Origin of the sequence: Parabacteroides provencensis (assembly GCF_900232875.1) — a bacterium.
In the GTDB taxonomy this organism is placed as follows: domain Bacteria; phylum Bacteroidota; class Bacteroidia; order Bacteroidales; family Tannerellaceae; genus Parabacteroides; species Parabacteroides chinchillae.
Genome location: NZ_LT960488.1, coordinates 296,021 through 319,049 on the forward strand (window position 1 = coordinate 296,021; position 23,029 = coordinate 319,049).

A 23,029-nucleotide genomic window follows, 5' to 3' on the forward strand; every position below is an offset into this window, starting at 1 on the left:
CGTTTGTGTCTTGTTATATATAAACAAGCATATAAATTAGATAATATGAAAAGTATAGTGTTACTCCGCCATGGAGAAAGTCTATGGAATAAAGAAAACCGGTTCACCGGTTGGACAGATGTAGACCTAACTGAAAAGGGTATACAAGAAGCCTTAAAAGCAGGCAATGTATTGAAAGAAAAAGGATATGTTTTCGATAAAGCATACACATCTTACTTAAAGCGAGCAGTAAAAACTTTAAATTGCGTACTAGACAGAATGGATCAGGATTGGATCCAAATAGAAAAAAGCTGGAGGTTAAACGAGAAACATTATGGAATGCTACAAGGGCTGAACAAAAGTGAAACTGCTGAAAAGTATGGCGATGAACAAGTGCTTATATGGAGACGCAGTTATGATATTGCTCCATTGCCTTTACCGGAAGATGATCCGCGCAATCCGCGATTTGATATCCGTTACAAAGATGTTCCTGATAAAGAATTACCTCGTACGGAATCATTGAAAGATACTGTCGACCGTATTGTCCCATATTGGAAAGAAGTTATTTTCCCCTCCCTGAAAACGTCAAATCAATTATTAGTAGTAGCACATGGGAACAGTCTACGAGGCATTATCAAATATTTAAAAAATATCTCGAATGAAGAGATTGTTCATCTGAATCTGCCGACGGCAATACCTTATGTATTTGAGTTTAATGACGATCTAAAACTAATGAGCGATTATTTCCTGGGCGATCCTGAAGAAATCAAAAAATTGATGGAAGCTGTTGCCAATCAAGGAAAAAAGAAATAATAAAAGAACAAAGGATCAGTCTAACAAATCTCATTTGCCAGGCTGTCCCTTTTTAATTGCCTACCCTTTGTTGTTTCATTGCCTACCCTGTTCAATTTAGTTATCTACCTAAAAAGCACGGAATCAAAGTCTCAACAAAGGGTCGTTTAAGGGTTCACTTTGTCACCTTCTGTCACTTTCTTCGGGGGGTGTTTCAAAATCTGAAAAATTATCCATAGACACTCCATACAAATATACAATTTGCTAATATAGACAATATTACAATACACTAACGCGGTTTTCAAACGCCTAAAAACGGTCAATACAGATTTCATTTTAACACTTCCGCGAACACTTTCCCTGATGCTTAAATAAGCTGTTTATTGCATACAAATGACATAGAATTCCCAGAAAGAAATTTGGCTGAAGCCAATACAGATATATCCCCTCTTAATCCGTTCGCTGAAGCAGACGGCAATTGAAACCAGGCTGAAGCCATAAAAGAGCAAGCTCTATCGGCCATCCTAAAAGAAAGCTTAGCTTTCTTCTCTCCGACATCAGCGGCCGGGCGTTAAACGCAGGTAAAAGACGTAGCGACGAAACCAGCGGCTGTCTGAGCGAAGCGAGTTCCGCTGGTTAAGCGAAGTCTTTTGCCGGAGTAGCCCGGACGGTGCAGCCTTGACCTTTTGGTTACTTTTGGGTCAAGCCAAAAGTGACAGAAACGATCTTGGACGTTTTGCTTACTTTTCTGTCAGGAGAAAAGTAGTAAAAAGTGTTCGCGGGAAGCACTAAAGCGTTACAGGCATGATTTCGCAACAACGATACAATAATATACAAATCAACAACATACAGCCGATATCAGATCATTTTGCAATTTAGGAATACCCCCCGAAGAAGGTGACAGAAGGTGACAAAGTGGGGATATATCCCAAGTCTGTTTTATATTTTATTTCCAACCCTTAAAACACTTATAAACGCTGCGACCACTGAAATTATACATCCTAATAAAAGACTAACATGCATGCTGTGGCCAGGAAATAGTTTAAACATCAAAGCGACTAATGAAGCTCCCATTGTCTGCCCCATCAAACGGGCTGTCCCTAACATTCCACTGGCTCCACCACTCCGGCTTGACGGAGCAGAACCTATAATTGTACTGTTATTGGGTGTCTGAAATAGGCCAAAACCACATCCGCATATAGCCATTCGCCAAATAATTTCAATATTGGATGGATTAGAAGGCATTGTTGCCAACAAGAATAAGCCTGTAGCAAAAATCAACATTCCGATACAACCAAGCATTCCTGCTTTAATCTTATCAGATAGAAAACCGGCTAACGGGGCAAAGATCATGGTTGCCAATGGCCATGGCGTCAATAATAATCCGGTTGCAACCTCATCCTTGCCTAATACTCGTTGAAGAAAGAAAGGAAGAGATACCATTGCCAACATTTGCGACATAAATGAAAAGACAGATGCAAGAATCGATAATGAAAAAATTGGGATCTTAAGTAAATCGACCGGAAATAACGGATAATCCTGTTTTGTTTCACGTTTGATATAAACATATCCTGTAAGAATCGCTATTGTTACAACAATCAGAATAATATAAATATTTATATCATGGGTAAAGCCTTCAATAATAGCAATCAGCAAAGCAAATGTAACAGCATTAAGCAATCCGCCTTCAATATCAAAACGACGCCCTTTTATTTTAATGGGATTCGGAGGAAGATATCTATAACTTATCAATAAAGCTGTCACCCCGATAGGAATGTTAATCGCAAATAACCACGGCCAATTGGCAACAGATAAAATCCCCGCTGCAATTGTAGGCCCTGCAGCTGCCGACACTGAAATGACCAAAGCATTAAGCCCCATACCTCTCGCCAAAAAACGTTTCGGATATATTATACGTATCAATGCCGTATTCACACTAGTGATTGCCGCCGCACCAAAGCCTTGTAAGGTACGAGCTATTATTAATGTAGGCAAAGAATCGGATAATGCACAAGCCAAAGAAGTACAGCTAAATAATAATAACCCATAGGTATAAACTTTACGATATCCCCAGATTTCGCCGATGGAAGATAAAGACAACAACGAGATTGTTATAGCCAACTGATATGCATTAACAACCCAAATAGAAAGAGAAGGATTCGTATGCAGGTCTTTTGCAATGGTAGGTAAAGCAACATTCGCTATTACTCCATCCAACACGGAAACAGTAATACCGAGTCCGATAGCCAATATCGCCCAATAACGACGTGGCACCGGAACACCATCCGACACCTGTAAGTTTGTATTATCACTCATCTTTACTTGATCTGATTTGGAAAGGAACAGATTACAAATAAAGAGAGTTTATGAAGATAATACTTTTTAAGAAGATAGATTTAAGCACTTTGTTTTCAAAAGCCGGATCTATATAATAATGAAGTATCATATTTGATAACTGATATCTATCCAATCGGTTGCTCTTTGGGTTTCCTGTCAAAAAAAGGATTTTTAGAAGATGCAGATACCGGAATTGCCATAACACATTTACAATCACCTAATATATGCAAACGTTGAGCAGCCAAACCAGCACTAAACATCACCCGGGTATCAACACGCAAATCGGCAGCTGTAGCGCACGCAGATCCAATAGCAATTCCCAAATCTACAATATTAATAGCACACGGAACCAGCTCCGGTTTTTCTACACACGTCGCATATCCACAATGAGCACAGTTCAGTCCCTGAGTTTTCTGCATTGTGCCAATAACCAAAACAGCATCAGCACTCAATATATTGTCCGCGTCACGCAACAAAAATTTCATTCCCGTTTCAGATGCCAGCTTCAGCATTTCTTCCGACAACTTACGTATATCCTCTTCCGTAACAACTGCTATTTCAATAATATCTATGCCTTTACCTTTTGGAGCTGTACGAGCAGCAATCATCATTTGATTTGCAGCCTGTAACACCAATTGACGCCTGATTTCTCTTTCGTTTTGTATCATCCTTTTATTGGTTTAGTTGAATTATAAACAAAGATACACTTTTAATGATTTTCCAGCTCTAAATTCGTCATTATATCCGTTATACCGAACGGATAATCAGGATACTCATAAATACTGAAACGAGGTTCTGTTATACCTTCAGTATATGACCAAATAGTATGATATTCTTTTATATCTTCACCCATTTCCTTCAACTGGCGAAGGTAAGCGGCTATCGATTTATTTTCCTTTATATAAACTTCTCCAATCTTATCAATGATCGGACTATGCCGGCGACTGGCATCATGATCAAATTTAAGGATCCGCTGCCCCTCTTCCGTCAATCCAATGGTAGTAAATGTCATACTTTTACCAATAGCAGGAAGGTTCAATACATTACGATCCGTTGATGCAAACAACAAATCATTTTCTTTCAAAAAATGCATCAGTTTCTTACCCAACGGATATCCATTTCGGATCAATGAATGTAGTTCTTTACGCTTATCTATCGGAATTATACCAAATATTTTCTCTTCATATTGCTCTTGTAAAGAACGACTGTTAGGAGTAAACACTGCATAGTTCTCCTTAAAACCTTTCACAGAAAAAGTATAATAGCAAACCACGCCTAAAGCATTTAATACCTGACGCAATTTTGCAGTATGTCCGCGTCTGGATGCAGCTACGGTAAACACCAACTGATTTGTTATCGTCCATCCTGCCGATTGAATAGCTTCAATAGCTCGTTTTGCCTCCGGCGTAACCTCCAAAGGAGACTGAAAATGTGTTTGTATATAAAACTGCGAAACTCCAACAGCCGAAGCCTTTTCTTTAAACTCTTTCAGGATAGCCACTAATTCATCCGTTATCCGCAAAGGTAGATAAGCTAAAAGACGGGAACCTAAACGTACGCGTTGTAGTTCTGCAAATTTTTCTCCTTCCGGACGACTTTCATTCGCTTTTCGTTTACGGACCGCCATTTTGTAAACAGCCTCCAATATTTTACGTAAAGTAGCATCCTGGCTCATTAAAGCATCGCCACCTGTTATCAAAATATCCCTGAGTTGCGCATCTTCTTCAAAATAATGCATCAGACGGCGCAATTTCTTATCCCATGTTTCTTTTGGCTTCAGTGCTTCAAAATCAAAATTCAAGCGTTCGCTTTGAAAATCATACATCCGCTGACAAGATGCACATAACCCGCCACAGGCACGTCCCATCGAATCCGGAATCAGGATTGCCACCTCCGGATAACGACGATGAATATTATGCCCTTCCGGCAACAACCAGCCGGCGGCATTTGGTTTTTCTGCAATTACAACATCTTCTTTTTCCCACGCTTTTATTTCACCATAAGTATCAACCAACTCATTTGAATAAAGGATATAAGATCTAATTGTCTTATCATCAAAACCTTCTTTCCCTGTATTTAAAAGAGAAAGATAATATGGGGTTATGAAAAAAGGCATTCCTTTCTTTTTAGCTTTGGCCAACAATTGCATAGTTTCATCCGAAAGAGAGTATCCTAAAAAAAAGTTCAATTCCGTAGGACTTTTAATGGCCATTGCCAAATGGAAGCGTGCCGTATTCCACCATTCATGAACTTGTCTGTATTTCTCTTCATAAGACATTCCTTCTTCAAATTGATATTTTGAAGAAGGGGCATGCCTACGTTCTATTTTACGTATCAAGCAGCCTATAATCCGTTCTATGCCTGCATTGCGAATAGCAATAACATTTTCATCCAATCCTGTTGGCCAACGATGCATCTGGCGTTTTACCAATGAACGTTCGGGCAAAATAATTTCAGGACACATCAACAATTCAAACTGATGATAAACATCTATAAACAAATCGGATGAAACATTTTCATTCAATGTTCCTCTAAGAAAATGCCATAAATAATGGATTGTACGGATAGGGAGTTTCTCGCCGGTTGATAATTCATCCACAAAAGTATCATCATGATCAATTAAATTAAGAATCCGTACTACTGCCGCATTTCTTAGTTTCTGATTATCTTTCCGTATGCTAGTAAAAGTAGAGATATAAGAACGTAATACTTTTTTAAAAGTATCTACAGTTTCACTCTCTTCTGCTATATTATACAGTTGAGGAAAATTTTGTTTATACTCTTTTCTCAGTTTGGAAATGTCGGATGTAAGGGATTCTCTTTTTATCATAAGCAATTCATTTTATTGATCAGAAATATAACAAAAACACGCCGGGGAGACGTTTTTCTACAAAAATAACAAAAAAATCAACAAAATGAAATGCACAAAAGTCTAAAACATCTTAATACACATTCAAATTAAGGCAAAATGATAAAACATATCCATTCGGATGAAACTAAAATTTCTTTCGAAAGAAACTCCAAACCCATCCGAATGAATCCTTTTTTACCACACAAAAGAAGGACAATATTTACTAATTGTAGCCTTGAAGATTTTCAAATTGATTGGTTTTGTAATAAAGTCTGAAGCTCCTGCATTACGAGCAGCATCCATATCCGAATCAAAAACGTAGGCAGATTGCATAATAACCGGAATATCTTTATTCATTTTGCGAATTTCACCTAATGCTTCAATTCCTGTCATTTCAGGCATCTTTATATCCAATAAAATCAAATCGACACAATTTTCCTTGAAAAGGGCTAAAGCTTCCTTTCCTGTTTTAGCACGAAGTAAATTACAATGTTTCTGTAAAATCGTTTTAAGCAACAAATAATTGCTCTCTTCGTCTTCTGCAATTAAAATTGTTATCGGGCTCTCACTTGGTAGAGCTTCATTCGTCTCTGTATTCATACTATATATTTTATGTATTTCCCTCAAATTATAGATGATTCATCACCACTGTGTTTATTTCCGGCTGCAATATAAGGAATTTTTACATTAAAACGACTACCTACTCCTTCTTTTGATTCAACTTCTATTGTTCCGTTCATCCGGTCTACAATCATTCTACAAATAGAAAGTCCCAAGCCGGCTCCTTGCGTAAAATCATTCTTTTTGAAAAAACGCTCAAATACATTTTTCTGATCTTTTTCAGGTATACCGCATCCTGTATCTTCAACAAAAAAACAAAGATAATTACCAGGCTCTTTAATATAACCGACAGTAACCGATCCTTTTTCCGTAAACTTAACAGCATTATTAATCAGATTCGTTATTACTTGATTCAATCTCAATTTATCTGTAATAATACATATTGTCTCTGATGGAATTTTCTCTATCAGTTTCAAACGATTTGGAATGATTACCTGCTGAGTGATTACAATTTGATTTATCAATTCATTTACATCACAGTTTTCGTCTTTGAAAAACATCGTTCCACTTTCTATCTGCGCCAAATCCAATATATCACTAATAAGAGCAAGCAATAAATCGCAATTATTCTGAATTGTCTCTATAAAAAGTCTGCGCTCTTCAGCACTATAGTCATCTCCCGAAGTTAGAAGATTAGAAAAACCAACAATGGCATTCAACGGTGTTCGTATTTCATGGCTCATATTGGCAAGAAATGCACTTTTCAGCTTGTCCGACATACGTGCCTTATTACGTGCCAGAACTAATGCATTTTGTGTTTGTTTAAATTTTTGTATATTAATGCAAATACCAAAAACAGAAAGTTGTCGAGTATCGAACGATGATAAGAATCGGTTTGCAAAACGGCATTCCCACCATTGGTATCCTTTGCCATTAAAATTTATACGCATTTCCATTCTTAACTTCTTATTTTCGACCCGCAACATTTTATTACTAATATTTATCCATGCCTCCAAATCATCCGGATGTATCATTTCACGGAAACGTTTAAGAGAAATACTATGAGAGCCATCGTCCGGTATGTCATAACAAGTAAAGAATGAAGAATCGGCCAAAAGTCTCATTCCTGACGCATCGTAATGCCAATATGAAACATTTCCTGTTCCCATTGTCAAAGTCAGAAACTCCTTTTGAGTAAATTCTTCCGTAATATCATGAAAGGTGATAACCGCACCATATAACTGCCGGCTCTGATATATTGCAGATAATGCACCTACTACAGGAAAATGATATTGGCTATCGAATGAAAACATCTGGCTGGATTGCTCAAAATGAATACACTTATCTTTATTTAAAACTGATTGTAATAAAGTTTTTAAGTACCGGTCTCTGCCAGGTAAAGCAATATCTATTAATGAAAAAATATTCCGCCCTATATAACCATTTTCGCATCCATCCAAATGCAACCATCGCAAAGCTGCAGGATTTATAGCAAAAATATTCATCTCTAAGTCTATAGAAATAACACCTTCACGAATAGATGACATTATTGTTTTCAGGTTCTTTCGATGTTCTTTCAGTTCATTCTGAGTCTCTCTCTTTTGTTTCTTTTCCGTCCGATATAAACCAACCAACATAAAAGCCAGACGTCCTACAAATAACAAAAGAACAATAACCACCACAACTATTGAATCATGATATTTTTCGCCAAAAGATATATTAACGACCACACTTCCCTGAGGCAACTGGTCCATTGAAACACCACTCTTCTTCATTTGTTCCCAATCAAATACAGGAATTTGTTTACTCGAAACAACGGGAAAATCAGATACGGACTCACCTGACAGAATACTAATCCCTGTTTTAGTAGCCTGATATGTCTGATCATAGGCCGGAGTCATATATCCGCCCAAATAACCTAATCCAAACCCTTCACTATTCACGGCAAAAAAAGGAACATTCGTATTTCGTGCACGTCCGGAATAAAAATTACTCCATACCGGCATAATATGAGGTACATTACTTGCAAAAACAGAATTCCACATAATCTGCTTTCCTTTCTCCTTATCCATATTACTTATTTGTACCCGCATTGAATCCGGAATAATATCAGCCTTACATTGCTTTTTTAATTCATTCAAAGCTAATTTACCCAATGTATTATCTTCAATTTCAAATATTACTTTTTTAACAGAAGGGTATAAAGAATGTACCAATTCCAAACATTTTGCATAATCAGGCCGTGTTGTATATCCTGTTATATTGGTATGTCCTTCCAATAATGAATCACAGTAATAGTCTACACCACAAAAAACTATAGGAATTTCGTATGTTGACGGATGTTGTGTCTTTATTAGTGCCAAAGTAGCCGGATCATCACAAAGTAATATTAAATCAGGCCTCCAGGTTCCATCCAATAATGTATTCAATACGGAGATCTCTTCTGTACTCGAAAAATATTCGGAATCCAGATAGAAGGTCTTAATATCTGCAGAAATACGGAAATCCTTCAAGCAATCTTCAACTCCCTTATTTAAATCTGCTTTCCATGGACAATCAGCACGATACGAATGGATTAATAATATATTGTATGGATTATTTGCATTAGAATATGTTTGATGACAAGCCACACACAATGCAGTAAACCCTATACATAAAATACAGAATAACCCCGATAAAATAATATGTAAATTCCACTTGAACATCTTATTCGTTCTTTTTGCAGACCGTTTTAAAAGGAATTTCAACAATAAAGCAACTACCCTTATCAAGTGTTGATTCTACCCGGATCACACCACCCAATCGCCGAACAATTTCTTTGCAAATAGATAGGCCTAAACCGCCTCCACGCACAAAATCATTTGTTTTATAAAAACGATTGAATATCTTTTGTATCTCCTGTTCGGATATGCCTATACCGGTATCACGAACATAAATACATATATTTTTAAGGTTTTCAGATAAAATGTATCCAACGGTCACACTTCCTTGTTCAGTAAATTTAAAAGCATTATCTATCAAGTTATCCAACAATTGTTTCAAACGGAACTTATCACCTAATATGCATACCGGTTCTTCAGGAACCTCAACCTTCAGACATACAGAATCCGGACATGCTGAACGGCTCGCCTCAATAGAGTCTTCCACTATTTGTGTCAAATTACATTCTTCATCGCGAAAAAGAATACCACTTTCCACACGTGATATATCCAAAATTTCATTTATCAAATTCAATAGCAAACGACAGTTTTCATTTATTATCTCAATAAAACTTCCACGTTCATCTTCTCCCAGTTCATTATCTTCAATAAGCAAAGTAGAAAAACCTACTATCGAATTTAAAGGTGTTCTCACTTCGTGGCTCATATTTGCCAAAAATACACCTTTCATTCTATCAGATTCCCGTGCTTCATCACGCACACGTACCAGTTCTTCTTCTATCTTCTTAAACCTATCAACATTTAAACATAAACCAAATAGTTTATAATGATTTCCTAATGATGATTTAGGTAATGACGTAATACGATATTCCCACCACTGATAGCCCATGCCATTGAAGTCTTGACGAATCTGGATTGTCGATTTCGTTATTTTCCCGGAAGAGATGCCTTTAATCGCCTTTTTCCATCTGGTATAATCTTCCGGATAAATGATATCTCTAAATTTCTGGGCAGAAATAGCATTCATCCCTTCATGAGGTATATTAAATGAATGAAAAAACGATTCATCAAACATGACATAATCACAGCTGTTATCATACCTCCAAGCAAAAACATCCCCTGCAACCATACTAAGTGCAAGAAACTCTTTTTCGGAATATTCATCCGTCACATCTCGAAAAGTTATTATCACTCCATAAAAATCACCATTCCTATTTGTACTACTTATATTACCGGAAACAGGAAATATATGTTTATCTGTTGTGACCAGGACCGCCGTATCGCTTAACTTACAGCTGTCTTGTTGCCGTGCCATTCGATTTATCAGGTTTTGTAAATAATATGGTTCCCCTTTATTTTGTATATTGAATAAATCACGGATATTACATTTTACATAAATATCAGGTGTGCCGCTTAACTTAAGCCATTGTAAAGCAGCTCTATTAATAGAAAGAACTGTCCCTTTCCTGTCTAAATAAACCACACCTTCATCCAAAGCATCAATTGTGATGCTTAATTCTAATTGTTCTTTCGATAATCTATTACGTATTCTTTTCTTATTTAAAGCCTCTCGCTTATAAAGACGCATAAGTACAAGAAATAGAGACATAACTAAAACAACAACAAACACGACTCCAAACCAGATATGTTTCTTATATTTTACAGTTAAAGGCATATTTGGAATAATACTATCTGGCGGCAACGAATTTAAATTAATCTTCCAATATTTCAATTGATCCCAGTCAAAAACGGGATATTGTTTACTTGCAGTTATCGGAAAATCTGTAATTTTTCCTCCACGTAAAAGTTTAATTCCTAAATCTGCAGCATCATAAGTCTGATTATAGCTAGGAGTCATATATCCTCCAATACGTCCATCACCAAATCCTTCATTATTTACCATTAAGAAAGGCGCAGTCCCCATACTAGCCAAAGCCGAATAAAACGGACTCCATTTCGGTAAAATACAACAACTATGCAAACGGTAAAATAAAATCTTTTTCAAGACTTCTGCTTCTTGTTTATCTACACGTTCTATTCGTATATGCAAAGGATATTCAATGGAAGAAAGTGGACGGATTGTATCTGTTTTATTATAATTAGGAAAAGAATTATAAATTGTTGCTGTTTCCTGGTAATTCTCAAATTGAGACCTAGCTTCATCTGCACCAACACGTCCTAAATAAGTGTCTTCCGCAATAATAGCTAAATCATCAATCCGTCCAAATAATTTTTGAGCTAAGTGATAACATTTTACAAAATTTGGCTTTGTCGTGAATCCTGTTATATTTGTATGTCCTGCTAAAACTTTATTATTTACATAATCGACACCACTAAATACAATTGGAATCTTATGCGAAAGCGGATGATTCGTTGCCAGTAAAGAAAAAGTAGCCTGGTCATCACAGACCAAAATCAAATCAAGAGGTTTATCCAGATATTGATCCATTAAGAAATTTAAGGTATCCAACTCTGCTTGAGCAGGAAGATATTCTGCATTCAAATAAAATGTTTGTATATCCACATGAACCCCATTATCTTCAAAACAATCTTTTACTCCATTGTTCATTTCATCCTTCCATTTGCAATTCTGGTCAAAAGAATGAATTAATAATATATGGTATTTCTTCGTCTCGTGCTCATTATATGAAATAACAAGCATGATACAAATAAAAACACCAATAAGAAAGACTAAAACAAATAATTTGTCCTTCTTGAAATACTTGTCCAACATTAAGCGAACCCTATAAATAAAATTGTTTTAAAGTTCACAAACGTACAAATTATATTTCAAATAAATCTTGATTATCATTAAATCTCATTTACTTTTGGGCATTTTTACCACTCACAAACGTAAAGTCCGGATACACAATGCTATTTCTCCGGGATCACCTGTATGTTTTCCTTCTACATCGGATAGTTTCACTGTCGGCAAAAAGAATTTATAACCTTTAGGTTTGCACTCAAATAGTTTAATAACCATATTCAAAGGCCTTACTCCTACATCATTTGTCAAATAAGTTCCAACTCCATATACATCATGCAATCTTCCATCCACAAATTCTTTAATCTTACGTATATTATCCAAATCTAATGCATCACTATAAACAATTGTCTTTGTACGAGGATCTATACGTTTTTTTCTATAATGTTCTATCGCTTTTTGAGTAAACACGAAAGGGTCACCACTATCCCACCTTAAGCCGTCAAACAACTTGGCATATTTGGTATCAAAACTAGAGAAGAAATTGTCGGATGTATAAGTATCCGTTAATGCAATTCCCAAATTTCCGTCATAAACATCCACCCAATTACTTAACCCCAAAGTATTTGCCGAACGATAACCATAATGTGCGCCATGGTACATGAACCATTCATGAGGATGTGTCCCCATTGGTGTAAGGGCATATTTCATTGCCAAATATACGTTACTCGTTCCTTTCATATAAGTACCCATATATTCTTTCAAAATACCCACAACCTTGTCCTGCACTTCATAAGAAAAACGACGACGTGTGCCGAATTCTGACAGTTCAGCTCCTATCTCTGCCAATTGATATGCTTTAGCAATCGCCCTCTTCTCTACCTCATGGGCTGTTTGCCTTGTCATACGGAAATAAAGTTCTGAAATAATAGCCATCAACGGAACTTCCCATAAAACCGTACGATACCAAAGTCCCCGAATTTCAACATCCAGCTTACCTCTTTCTTGTATAACAGAAACTTCTGCAGGATTAAATCGGAAACCTTTCAGTAAATCAAAGAAAACCGAATCAAAATAATAACATTTGTCGCGCATAAATTTCTCCGATTCAGGAGTAAGAAACAAATTTTGCATAGCTTCTATCTCATTAAGCAACGCATCTGCAAAACCAGCAGGAAATTCAGTTTCTCCCCGATTCACAAAACGATAAACCACTTCAGCATCCGGAAACTTCTTCTGAATAGCATTCATTGTGGTAAATTTATATAGATCGTTATCTGTAAAATCTTTAATTATCATTTTCCTATTTATTTTTAGCCTTTACCTAAAATATAACAAAATATAGAAGAATATTGCAATACTTATTTTTCACAGTACCAATTATATACAAAAAGCCAATTCAAATTAAATCTAATCTGCGAATATTTCTCTAACTCCAATAGATAAAGAGGCGAAGAGCATTTGTTTATTATTGATTGCAGATAAAACTTTTGTATCTGCTTTCCGCTTTTTGGATCAACTCTCTGCGGATCCGGTACTTCGCATCGAAAAAGGAGGTTTTAATCACTACTTGACCTTTCTTAATCGTTTTGTTCCAGTTACCAACTACTTTGCCATTATGTAATATTACTGGATAGAACGTACCGAAACGGTTGAAAGCCTTGGGATGATGCTCCAAATCAAGTACAGCTGTTCGGTCTTTGTAACTGATAAGGTACTCGTCGAAGGATGGCAACAGATGTAAAATATCATTTTGTAATGGAGCGATTTCCTCGTATGATTCGTGCATAAAAAGATTGTCGGAGTCTGTAATAAGTTCTGACTTGATAAGTCCAATGGCTTGTTTGGCTTCGGTAAGTGAAAGCCCCGACCACCAAGAAAAATCAACGAGACTGGCAGGGGAATGGCTCTGAAAATATCTGCTTGCCAACCGTGCTAATGCCTCTTCTTTATGAATTTTATCTACCCGTGGCGCACGCTCGTCAAGAAGCGCATAGGTTGGTTTATTGCCCTTGTCTACACCGCTACAAATCACACCCTCGATTTCGGAGTTCCCAAGAAGTCGTCTTAGCAGAGGCTCTACTGTCTTTATTCCTCTTTGGTTTATCTCTACTTCAATCTCTTGTTTCGTTAGACTTTTATTGTCCTCAAGTATTCTTACGATTAAATCATTGAACTGGCCATATTGTTTTTCGGTAATATCCAACTGATGCCCTTTAGCAAACGAGACATAAGCCGATTTAATGCGCTGTACCGAAAGTTTGAGCATCCAGCGAATATCTTCCGCAGCAACTAAATGCCATGTCGGGCGTAGTACATGAGTACGCAGTATTTCACCCCGTTTTAAAGCTTCATCTACTGTTTTCAAACTACCTGATTGCAATCTGGAACCCACAGCCCACTTCGACATCGCATAATCCTGTGCCTGAATAGCTCCCATCCACGAGACGAGAGCTTTTGGTTCTTCAAAATTAGGAGATGCCAATTGCTGGCTGGCCATACGAATATTTTTTATCATAAACAATTGCCTTTATCTATTCGACAACAAATATACCACCCTTTTGTCGAACTTTATCCATAGGATAGACAATCATAACAACATTCAAAAACAAGAATCTTATAAGGAGTATATTTTTATTTCTCAATTATTATTCTTTCAAGTTTTAGAAAGTTTGTTGATTATATCGTTTCAAAAACTCTATCTCACCAACCTGTTTCAACAGTTTTTGGTTTTCGACAAAATCCTGTCCATATTTTAACCACCTTTTAACAAAGCTCTTAAACTTTGCACAAGGAAATACTTCGCATTGATGACAGCATGTAATTCCTTTTTCCACACAACAAAGATGAAATGTCTTACATTTTCCACAACGAACTTTATTTACATCTGCTCCCAAACAAGTTTTTTTATCTCGTGCATAGATTGGACAGCCACCACAAAATACACCACAAGCAGGAATACGACCATAATAAGGTTTTATTATTTTCAATTCTTTTGCCATCCAAAAGTTAGTCAAACAAAGCTGATTAGCTCTACGCTTTTGTTCTATATCTACTGTATAGCCCCATTTTTCAAAGAAAGGGCGAGCGGTTATACTCACTTCTGATGTGATCCGCATAATCCCTTTTGTAATTGCATACCGCTCTATTTCTTTTAAAAGTAGAGTAGCAATACCTTTACCCTGAAAGTCTTTGTGAACAAACATAGAGTGTAAATAGAGCACCTCCGTAAATATCTCGTTTTACAGTCTTCTTTGGCGCTGCAATTCATTTTCTATAATTGTTTTGGAATGCTTGAATAACTCTTTCCCTCCATATTTGCCATGACCGGGAATAATATACTTCACATTGGTAAACTGTTGCTCTACTCGTTCTATGGTTTGTAACCACTCTTCAAGTGGAGCGGCATCCGAAGTGTTACCTATATTTTGGGCTGCCATATCATTTAGTGTGTATCACAAATGAGAACAAAAGTAGTTCAAGAGGATAGTAAAAACCTTAAAGTAATTCAAGAATTTGTAGCAGCCCGAATATTGGTTAGTGAACCTAAATGTTTCACCAATGACGGGTAATCACATACAAAATCTTCCGCAAAGCTATAACCAACAATATGTTCGTTGCCATCATTATTGATACAAGTATATCTAAAAATACCGCTTCGGACAAATCCTATAAATTTACACGGCTCATTTTGCCTAACAAAATAATCCCTCTTCTTAAATTCAATCGATTTTCCTTTTTCTAAAAAAGGCTTTTTAAACTCTGAAAAATCAATCTCATTCATATATTCATTAAAATTCACCATATCATAATCCGCTTATATCTGCAAATATATGGTTTTCCGACTGTGATACGCCCTGAAATTGGAACTGTACCATCGGTTTTTGCTTTCAAGGGATACAATCAGGTAACACTACTTTGTCCAAACAGGGCATTTTCTTGTCTTTTGCTTGTCTGTCGACAAAATAAAAAAGTCCCGTAAAACCTTAATTTTACGGGACTTATCTTAGCTTTTCCACCATTTGTCTTTAGTGTTCAGCGGAGAGATAGGGATTGAGCTGTTTTTGATATAACCTGTTTGTTTATCAGATAGTTACGATTGCCATTTTTAGGGTTCGGTTACAGCGTGGTTACACGAAAATGTCTATCCTAATCGTGTTTGAGTAGACAAATGTAGACACGCTCATTTTCACTCTATTTTTCGCCCTCTCTCAACTCCAAATATTGAGGTTTTTTCTCTCTTTTCGGCGCAGCTTTCTCCCGAACCTTGTGTTTGTAATCTGCTATTTGTAAGAGAATTACCATTTCAAAAAGGGTTCGGGTTACATTTGGGTTACGAGCTCGCCGTGAGCTATACTTTTACCTTGTCAAAGAACGCTTTATTGCCTTCCAGCATCTATATTCCAAAGGTAACACTCTTTCTCCGGACGGTCAAGTTATTTGTAACCTATTCCAACTCTTTATTCTCTGAGAATAAGCGTCTTAGTTTTGGAATCTGCAACATTATCAATTTTTACATTTTTACAAAATCCTCCTTAATGCTCTTGGCAAGCGTATGGTCAATGCCCAATTCTGTGCAATAATTCTCGAATTTTGAGATTGCGGAAATGACCTTGTCTATCAATGATTTGTATTCGATAATGTCATTGTCGGCTCCAACTTTCTCTAAATCTGCACGCGTGATATTCTCACTCTTGCCGTTTACTGTCAGCGAATGCTTGTTTGAGTAGGCAGGTGCTGCAAAATCAACGCTATAAGTTAAATCGTAGGCAGGAGACAATCGCCAAGTGCCGCTATTGTCCATGCAGAAAGCAAAGTTTTTAGAGTGATCATCAACATTACGACCAATAACATTGAACACCATACGCAGAAATTGCTGGCGACTATCCTCGTAGGGCAGATTCAGCCTACGGATAAGGGCAAAAATGTCCTCATAGCTGTCGCTCTCAGGAGAAATTGCAGCAAGTGTTTGCATATGTATTTTTTCATTCCCTCGGCGGTCGAATCGTTTTGTCAGGAAATGTGTAACACCTTCGTAACTGCGAAGTTCGGACGGCATAATATGGATGCCTGCATCAACAGCCATACGACAATAGACATACTCCAATTTTGCAAAAGGATAGGCTGAGTTGTCGTCATATTTTAGAATATAGTGCTCGAATCCAGCCGGGACAAATCCTTGTCCCGAAATAACCTCTCCCGTATCGTTATTGAGCGCAACAATCGCTTTGGGGCGTTTACCACCCGGTGATGAGCTGATCTTTACTAAGTCCTGCCAAAGGATCGAGTTTCCACTGTTTAGAACCGTTGTCTCTCTTTCGTTGAGTACCTTCTTTGCAAATTCGTACAGGTGTTGAACATCGACCGAGAAAGCCGAATTGTCACCAAGCTCCTTTGCAGGTTCATACTCTAATGCGCCCATTGCCCGACTGCCGATAAAGGCAAGGTGGTCAATAGGCGTTATCTTTTTAGTTGAAATATTATTGCTCCGAAGCCATGCCGTAAAGAGTGAATTGCCCCACTTATCGGGCAGTGAATCTGCAATCATCGGGGGTAATCCTTGATATAGTTTATCCCTATCTCCCACCCATGGCAATCCCTTTTTACTACGAACAGAGTTTATAGGCATTGTCAGCGGAGCTATGTCTAACCCTTGCTCAAGAAACGAAGATTCGTATTCGAAGTTGGCAACCCCTCCTTTCTTGTCCCATGACAGATAGCCAACAACCATACCCCATAAGCTAACCCGTACAACATTAGTCTCCATATTTTATCTGATTTTATTCTGTTTAACAAATAATTGCTTGGGACTTTCTGGCAGCTCCGGCAGTAGCTTTTCTATCTCATCAAGGCAATCAATTGCTCGAAGTAGCTTAATGAACGATGCGAGCGTAATACCTGTCGAAGAACCGCTTTCAAAAGAACTGATGGTAAAGAGGCTTAATCCCGATTTTTGTGCAACATCTTTCTGCGTAAATCCCATTCTTTTCCGGTAGCTACTGTATCTTAGTGCTACTTCACGAATGAGTTCGCTACCTGTTTTTTCATATATTTCGCTGTGCATAGCTGTATTGTTTTTGCAAAAATTACGATTAGCTAAATGCAGTTAGGTTTACTTCGTTTTCCAAGATGCACCTAACTCAATGCAAATATAGATATATCTGTAATATAATCCAAATATTATTCCAAAATACAGATATATCTATTGTTTTGTTGAGAGTCAGTGGCTTTAATTTCAAAAGTACTCCGTTTCTTCTGATGTAGAAATAATTGAGAGTAAAAACCAAAATGTAACAAATATCACGCTTTGTTAATTTGACGTCTTTATCTTTGCATATTGCTAACTTGCATGCCGTTATTAATATGAAGAAGTTTTTAGCTACAATTCCGCGACCGTTTGTAATTCCTCTTTTCGTTATCGGTGGAATTCTCGCGGGTCTTGGTGTATATACGATCTATATGTCCAGAGTCCATACATATGCAAGCGATGATCCATCGGCGTGTATCAATTGCCATATTATGACTCCCTATTATCAATCTTGGTCGCACAGCTCACACGGGAAGTGGACTTCGTGTAATGATTGTCATGTGCCGCAAGATAATGTTTTCAATAAATATACTTTCAAGGCGATGGATGGATTATACCACTCGACTGTTTTTACATTCAAGGCAGAGCCGCAGGTAATTCGTCCGCGTGATGCCAGTAGCGGAGTGATCATGAACAACTGCATCCGTTGCCATACGCAGTTGAATACGGAGTTTGTAAAGACAGGTATGATCGAGTTTGCCCAGACAAAAGAGGGTGAGGGTAAGGCGTGTTGGGATTGTCATCGCAATACTCCGCATACGACTGTTAGCAATATTTCGTCGTCGCCCAATGTGATAGCGCCTATGCCCGAATCTCCGGTTCCTAAGTGGCTCAAGAAGATAATAACGAACAAAAAAACTCAATAACGATATGTTTAAGAAATTAGCAGAAACAATCAGGCGTCGCCCTGCCATCGGTTGGTTGATATTTACCGTTGTTATGGTTGGAGTCTTTTTATTGGGACTTCTGGCGGCCTCTATCACAGAGCGCAGGGCAGAGATTGCAACATTGTACGCCAATAAGAAGATCGAAATAACGGGTATAAACGCCAAAAACGAGGAGTGGGGTCTGAACTATCCTCGTGAATACGACACATGGCGCAAGACCAAAGATATGGACTTCAAGAGCAAGCACTTGGGCAACATGCCCGAAGATGTGCTGGAGAGTCGTCCTGCTATGGTTGTGCTGTGGGCGGGATATGCTTTTTCGAGAGATTATTCGGCTCCACGAGGCCATATGCACGCTGTGGAGGATGTTACCCATACGCTCAGAACCGGCACGCCCGATGCCAGCACCAAAGATATGCAGCCTTCGACTTGCTGGAGTTGCAAGAGTCCCGATGTGCCGCGCTTGATGCAAGAAAAAGGTGTAGAGGAGTTTTACAAGGCAGCGTGGAGTGCACACGGTAGCGAGGTGGTCAACCCGATAGGTTGCGCCGATTGTCACGACCCGCAAACGATGAATCTTACAATTACGCGCCCCGCCCTTATTGAGGCTTTTCAGCGCCAAGGACTGAATATTGACGATGCTACGCCTCAGCAGATGCGCACATTGGTGTGTGCACAGTGCCACGTTGAGTATTTCTTTAAAGGTGATGGCAAGTACCTAACATTTCCTTGGGACGGAGGAATGACGGTTGAGTCAATGGAAGCCTATTATGATAACGCCCAGTATGCCGATTGGACACACTCTCTCAGTCGGGCTCCGATGCTTAAAGCACAGCACCCCGATTATGAGCTATTTCTGTTGGGCCCACACGCTCAACGAGGGCTGGGTTGTGCCGACTGCCATATGCCCTATAAAGTTGAAGGAGGTATCAAATACTCCGACCATCAGATTGTCAGTCCGCTCAAGAACATATCCTCAACGTGTCAAACTTGCCACCGAGATAGCGAAGAGAATCTTAAAAAGTATGTTTATGATTATCAGGATAAGGCTCTCGAAATACGTGATCGTGTAGAAACCGAATTAAGTAAGGCTCATATTATGGCTAAAACTGCTTGGGACAATGGTGCTGATGAAGCTAAAATGCAGCAGGCACTACAACTGATTCGTCAAGCACAATGGCGTTGGGACTTTGCCGTAGCTTCGCACGGAGCATCGTTCCACGCTCCGGTCGAGACTCAACGTATCTTAGCTCACAGCCTCGATCGTTCTATGCAGGCACAGTTGGAGTTGCAGAAAGTTCTCTTTTCGCTTGGAATCAACGATGTGTCAATGCCGGACATATCAACCAAAAACAAAGCCCAGAAATACATAGGTCTGGATATGGAATTACTAAAGGATCAAAAGGATAAGTGGATAAAAACAACGCTGCCCTCTTGGGTTGAGAAGGCTAAAGCTGAAGGTAAAATTATTTCAACCAACATTTAATGCTCAATAGAAAAAAACAGATATGGGAAACTCCTTGGGGATATGCAGAAAGCATTATCTCCATAGGGACTATAATCGCTGTCGGCATAGGCTTGCAGATGGTTGTCGGTGAATTTGATTTCTATCTGTTTGCTCGTCCTGTGAACTATGCAGTGGTAGGATTGGTCGCATTAATCGCAATAGCGCTTGGTCTATTTGCTCCAAAAACAGGTATCGCCCGATGGTTTACAAGTGTTGAAATGAGTGTTACGCTGATCGTAGCCTTTGTGCTGGGGAGTGTCATTATGGGACTTGTGCCTCAGGCCTCCGCAAAGAGTGTTACACCGCTTGGATTGGATGCTATGACTCGTCATTGGGCTTTTGTTTTTATCTATTCTTTATTGCTGATTGCTCTAGGGGGGCTGATTGTGCGCCGATTAAAGAGATTCAACCGGAGAGATTGGGGATTTTACTTCAACCACATCGGGTTATGGCTCTTTCTCTCAGCGTCGGGATTGGGCTATGCCGATATGGAGCGTTATGTAATGTATGTTGCAGAGGGAGAGACGGAGTGGCGAGTCTATGACGAGCAAAAAAATGTAAAAGAGCTTCCCATAGCCATTACCTTGAACGATTTCGACATGGACTACTATCCGCCCAAACTCGCCGTTATTGATAAAACAACAGGAGATCTGTTGCCTGTCGGGAAACCGCATTTTCTTCAGATAGATAAGGATATGCCAAGCGGAACACTCAACGGTTGGCAGGTGAAGGTTGATCGGTATATTCATCAGGCCGTACGCGGCAGTGACAGCACTTACCGTGAGGCTCCGATGCCCGGGGCGACTGCGGCCGTAAGGGTTACTGCCTCAAAAAACGGCACGACACACAGCGGTTGGATTTGTGGTGGCAACCAAGCGCAACTATTCATGACAATGCCGCTCGATGAGCAAACATCTCTGGTGATGACCGTTGCCGAACCACGCATTTTTACCTCCGATATAGAGGTATTCACCCAAAGCGAAAAACACTTAAAAACGGTGCTCGAAGTCAATAAACCTTTGAGCGTAGATCATTGGACAATATACCAGCACGGATACGATAACAATGCAGGGCGATTATCGGCATACAGTAGCTTTGAATTGGTTTACGATCCTTGGCTTATACCTGTTTATGTGGGAATTGTTATGATGATGATTGGCTCTGTTGCTATGATATGGAGGGGTAAAGAAAGAAAGGAGGCTGTCCATGATGTGGAGTAATTTTATATGGTTTGCATTGCCGGTTATTCTGTTGTGGTTGTCGGCAGGTGTATTTGTCAATTTCAATCGACTTGAAAAGACGGCAAACCTCTTAACGCTATTGGGAATCGTCCTCTTTCTGCTTTTTGTCATTGGTTTTTGGATTCACATCGAGCGCCCTCCAATGCGAACGATGGGTGAAACCAGACTATGGTACTCGTTGTTTATCTCCGCTGTCGGATACGTAGCCTACCGACGTTGGAAGTATGCGTGGGTACTCACTTTTTCTAATCTGGTGGCAAGTGTGTTTGTTATCATCAACCTTGTAAAACCCGAAATACACTCTAAGAGTTTGATACCTGCACTTCAAAGCATCTGGTTTGTTCCACACGTAACCTCTTATATCCTCTCCTATGCTATGTTCGGTGCTGCGACTATCGGAGCTATTATTGCTCTGACTCGAAAACAATCCGATGGAAAGATGTTCCATTTTATAGATAATATGATCTATGTCGGCTATGGATTTCTAATGCTGGGATTACTTATGGGTGCAATCTGGGCGAAAGAGGCTTGGGGACACTACTGGTCGTGGGATCCAAAAGAAACTTGGGCTGCTGCTACGGCTGCTGCATACATCGGTTATATACATATAAGACTACGTCGAGATGTTTGGTCGAAAAACGTTGCATTGTGGCTCGTTTTAATTTCATTCCTATTGCTTATGGCGACTTGGCTCGGTGTTAGCTATCTTCCGGCAGCTCAAGGTAGTGTACATGTCTATTAAAGGAGAATGTCTTCGAGTGCATCAAAGTCTAAAATTGTACCCTTACCCGAACGGAACGTAATAGTCCCGTCCCCCACCATTTCAGAGATGGCTCGTGACAATGATGGGCGCTCAACGCCGAAATAACTTGCCAACGAAGCAACACTTCGACCCAAATCAAATTCTCCTTTCTTTTCTCGGGAAAGTATATAATAGCCCAACTTGGCTTTGATTCCTTTTTGTGCAAATATCTTCAGCCTCTCGGAGATGTACTGCATTCTATTGGCATTGAACGCCATAAAACCACGCATAAAACCGGGACATTTGGCAATCTGCTTTTCGATGGACTCTTTCGATATGAACAGCACTTCACACTCCTCCATTGCTATTACATCAACAGGAAATCGATTGTCGTCAGCAAACAAAAATGCCGCTGCCAACGGATAAGGCGCAGCTATCTCCTCCATAGGCAGAGTTAGCCCCGAATTGGATACAATTTCTGTTTTGACTCTCCCCCTGATAAGCATAGCTAAAAATAAAACTTTGTCGCCCTGAAAGGCAACATGCTCACCTCGTTTGAAAGTTTTCAAACTATGAGGTATCGTACATTGTATCTTCTCGATCTCTTCCGCAGACTTATCTCGACACATCGTACAGAAGAATAGCAGATCTTGTTTTTCCATAAAAATGAATTTTAACCT

18 protein-coding genes and 1 pseudogene are annotated in these 23,029 nt (G+C 38.8%); 5 read left to right on the forward strand and 14 right to left on the reverse strand.

Features of this window, described 5'->3' with window-relative positions:
• Positions 1-45 precede the first annotated feature (45 nt).
• Positions 46-792 carry a 2,3-diphosphoglycerate-dependent phosphoglycerate mutase gene (gpmA, locus tag CTY47_RS01250; RefSeq protein ID WP_099463057.1) on the forward strand — a complete coding sequence of 249 codons (747 nt, stop codon included), beginning with the start codon at positions 46-48 and terminating at the stop codon, positions 790-792.
• A gap of 918 nt (positions 793-1,710) precedes the next feature.
• Here gpmA and CTY47_RS01255 read toward each other — a convergent pair.
• From CTY47_RS01255 to CTY47_RS01315, 13 genes and pseudogenes are all read right to left on the reverse strand, one after another.
• Positions 1,711-3,087, reverse strand: a complete 1,377-nt coding sequence (locus tag CTY47_RS01255) for an MFS transporter (RefSeq protein ID WP_099463058.1) — start codon at positions 3,085-3,087, stop codon at positions 1,711-1,713.
• A gap of 146 nt (positions 3,088-3,233) precedes the next feature.
• Entirely contained in the window at positions 3,234-3,776 is a 543-nt protein-coding gene (locus CTY47_RS01260; protein WP_099463059.1) for a ferredoxin domain-containing protein, read from the reverse strand.
• A gap of 41 nt (positions 3,777-3,817) precedes the next feature.
• Positions 3,818-5,938, reverse strand: a complete 2,121-nt coding sequence (locus CTY47_RS01265; protein WP_099463060.1) for a KamA family radical SAM protein — start codon at positions 5,936-5,938, stop codon at positions 3,818-3,820.
• 216 nt (positions 5,939-6,154) lie between these two features.
• Positions 6,155-6,559 (reverse strand): response regulator, encoded by a 405-nt coding sequence (locus CTY47_RS01270; protein WP_099463061.1) that lies wholly within the window; start codon positions 6,557-6,559, stop codon positions 6,155-6,157.
• Between the two features lie 23 nt (positions 6,560-6,582).
• Positions 6,583-9,225, reverse strand: a complete 2,643-nt coding sequence (locus CTY47_RS01275) for an ABC transporter substrate binding protein (RefSeq protein ID WP_099463062.1) — start codon at positions 9,223-9,225, stop codon at positions 6,583-6,585.
• A gap of 1 nt (position 9,226) precedes the next feature.
• Entirely contained in the window at positions 9,227-11,683 is a 2,457-nt protein-coding gene (locus tag CTY47_RS01280; protein ID WP_158228492.1) for a sensor histidine kinase, read from the reverse strand.
• A 342-nt stretch (positions 11,684-12,025) separates the two neighbouring features.
• Positions 12,026-13,183, reverse strand: a complete 1,158-nt coding sequence (pncB, locus tag CTY47_RS01285; RefSeq protein ID WP_099463064.1) for a nicotinate phosphoribosyltransferase — start codon at positions 13,181-13,183, stop codon at positions 12,026-12,028.
• A gap of 169 nt (positions 13,184-13,352) precedes the next feature.
• Positions 13,353-14,402 carry a winged helix DNA-binding domain-containing protein gene (locus tag CTY47_RS01290; protein ID WP_099463065.1) on the reverse strand — a complete coding sequence of 350 codons (1,050 nt, stop codon included), beginning with the start codon at positions 14,400-14,402 and terminating at the stop codon, positions 13,353-13,355.
• 469 nt (positions 14,403-14,871) lie between these two features.
• A pseudogene (locus tag CTY47_RS17565) lies at positions 14,872-15,102 on the reverse strand (GNAT family N-acetyltransferase); the annotation flags it as partial.
• A gap of 24 nt (positions 15,103-15,126) precedes the next feature.
• Complete coding sequence (locus CTY47_RS01300) at positions 15,127-15,324, reverse strand: MBL fold metallo-hydrolase (RefSeq protein WP_099463066.1); 198 nt, start codon at positions 15,322-15,324, stop codon at positions 15,127-15,129.
• Positions 15,325-15,392: 68 nt separating this feature from the next.
• The gene (locus CTY47_RS01305; protein WP_233202065.1) at positions 15,393-15,689 is read right to left on the reverse strand and encodes a Crp/Fnr family transcriptional regulator; all 297 of its coding nucleotides are present in this window, start codon (positions 15,687-15,689) and stop codon (positions 15,393-15,395) included.
• A gap of 708 nt (positions 15,690-16,397) precedes the next feature.
• The gene (locus tag CTY47_RS01310; RefSeq protein WP_099463067.1) at positions 16,398-17,651 is read right to left on the reverse strand and encodes a type II toxin-antitoxin system HipA family toxin; all 1,254 of its coding nucleotides are present in this window, start codon (positions 17,649-17,651) and stop codon (positions 16,398-16,400) included.
• A gap of 3 nt (positions 17,652-17,654) precedes the next feature.
• Positions 17,655-17,948, reverse strand: coding sequence for a helix-turn-helix domain-containing protein (locus CTY47_RS01315; protein ID WP_099463068.1), 294 nt, complete (start codon positions 17,946-17,948; stop codon positions 17,655-17,657).
• 299 nt (positions 17,949-18,247) lie between these two features.
• Here CTY47_RS01315 and nrfH point away from each other — a divergent pair, with 299 nt between their 5' ends.
• The 4 genes from nrfH to ccsA are packed head-to-tail and all read left to right on the forward strand — an operon-like array spanning position 18,248 to position 22,349.
• Positions 18,248-18,838, forward strand: a complete 591-nt coding sequence (gene nrfH / locus CTY47_RS01320; RefSeq protein ID WP_099463069.1) for a cytochrome c nitrite reductase small subunit — start codon at positions 18,248-18,250, stop codon at positions 18,836-18,838.
• Between the two features lie 4 nt (positions 18,839-18,842).
• Positions 18,843-20,345 carry an ammonia-forming cytochrome c nitrite reductase gene (gene nrfA / locus CTY47_RS01325; protein ID WP_099463070.1) on the forward strand — a complete coding sequence of 501 codons (1,503 nt, stop codon included), beginning with the start codon at positions 18,843-18,845 and terminating at the stop codon, positions 20,343-20,345.
• The gene (locus CTY47_RS01330; protein ID WP_143813304.1) at positions 20,345-21,586 is read left to right on the forward strand and encodes a cytochrome c biogenesis protein ResB; all 1,242 of its coding nucleotides are present in this window, start codon (positions 20,345-20,347) and stop codon (positions 21,584-21,586) included. The genes nrfA and CTY47_RS01330 overlap by 1 nt, the downstream gene beginning before the upstream one ends.
• Positions 21,573-22,349: a cytochrome c biogenesis protein CcsA gene (gene ccsA / locus CTY47_RS01335; protein WP_099463071.1), complete on the forward strand. Its 777-nt coding sequence runs from the start codon at positions 21,573-21,575 to the stop codon at positions 22,347-22,349. Before CTY47_RS01330 ends, ccsA begins: the two co-directional genes overlap by 14 nt.
• On the opposite strand, the gene CTY47_RS01340 is transcribed toward ccsA, so the two are convergent.
• Entirely contained in the window at positions 22,346-23,011 is a 666-nt protein-coding gene (locus CTY47_RS01340) for a Crp/Fnr family transcriptional regulator (protein WP_099463072.1), read from the reverse strand. The genes ccsA and CTY47_RS01340 overlap by 4 nt on opposite strands.
• Positions 23,012-23,029: the final 18 nt, after the last annotated feature.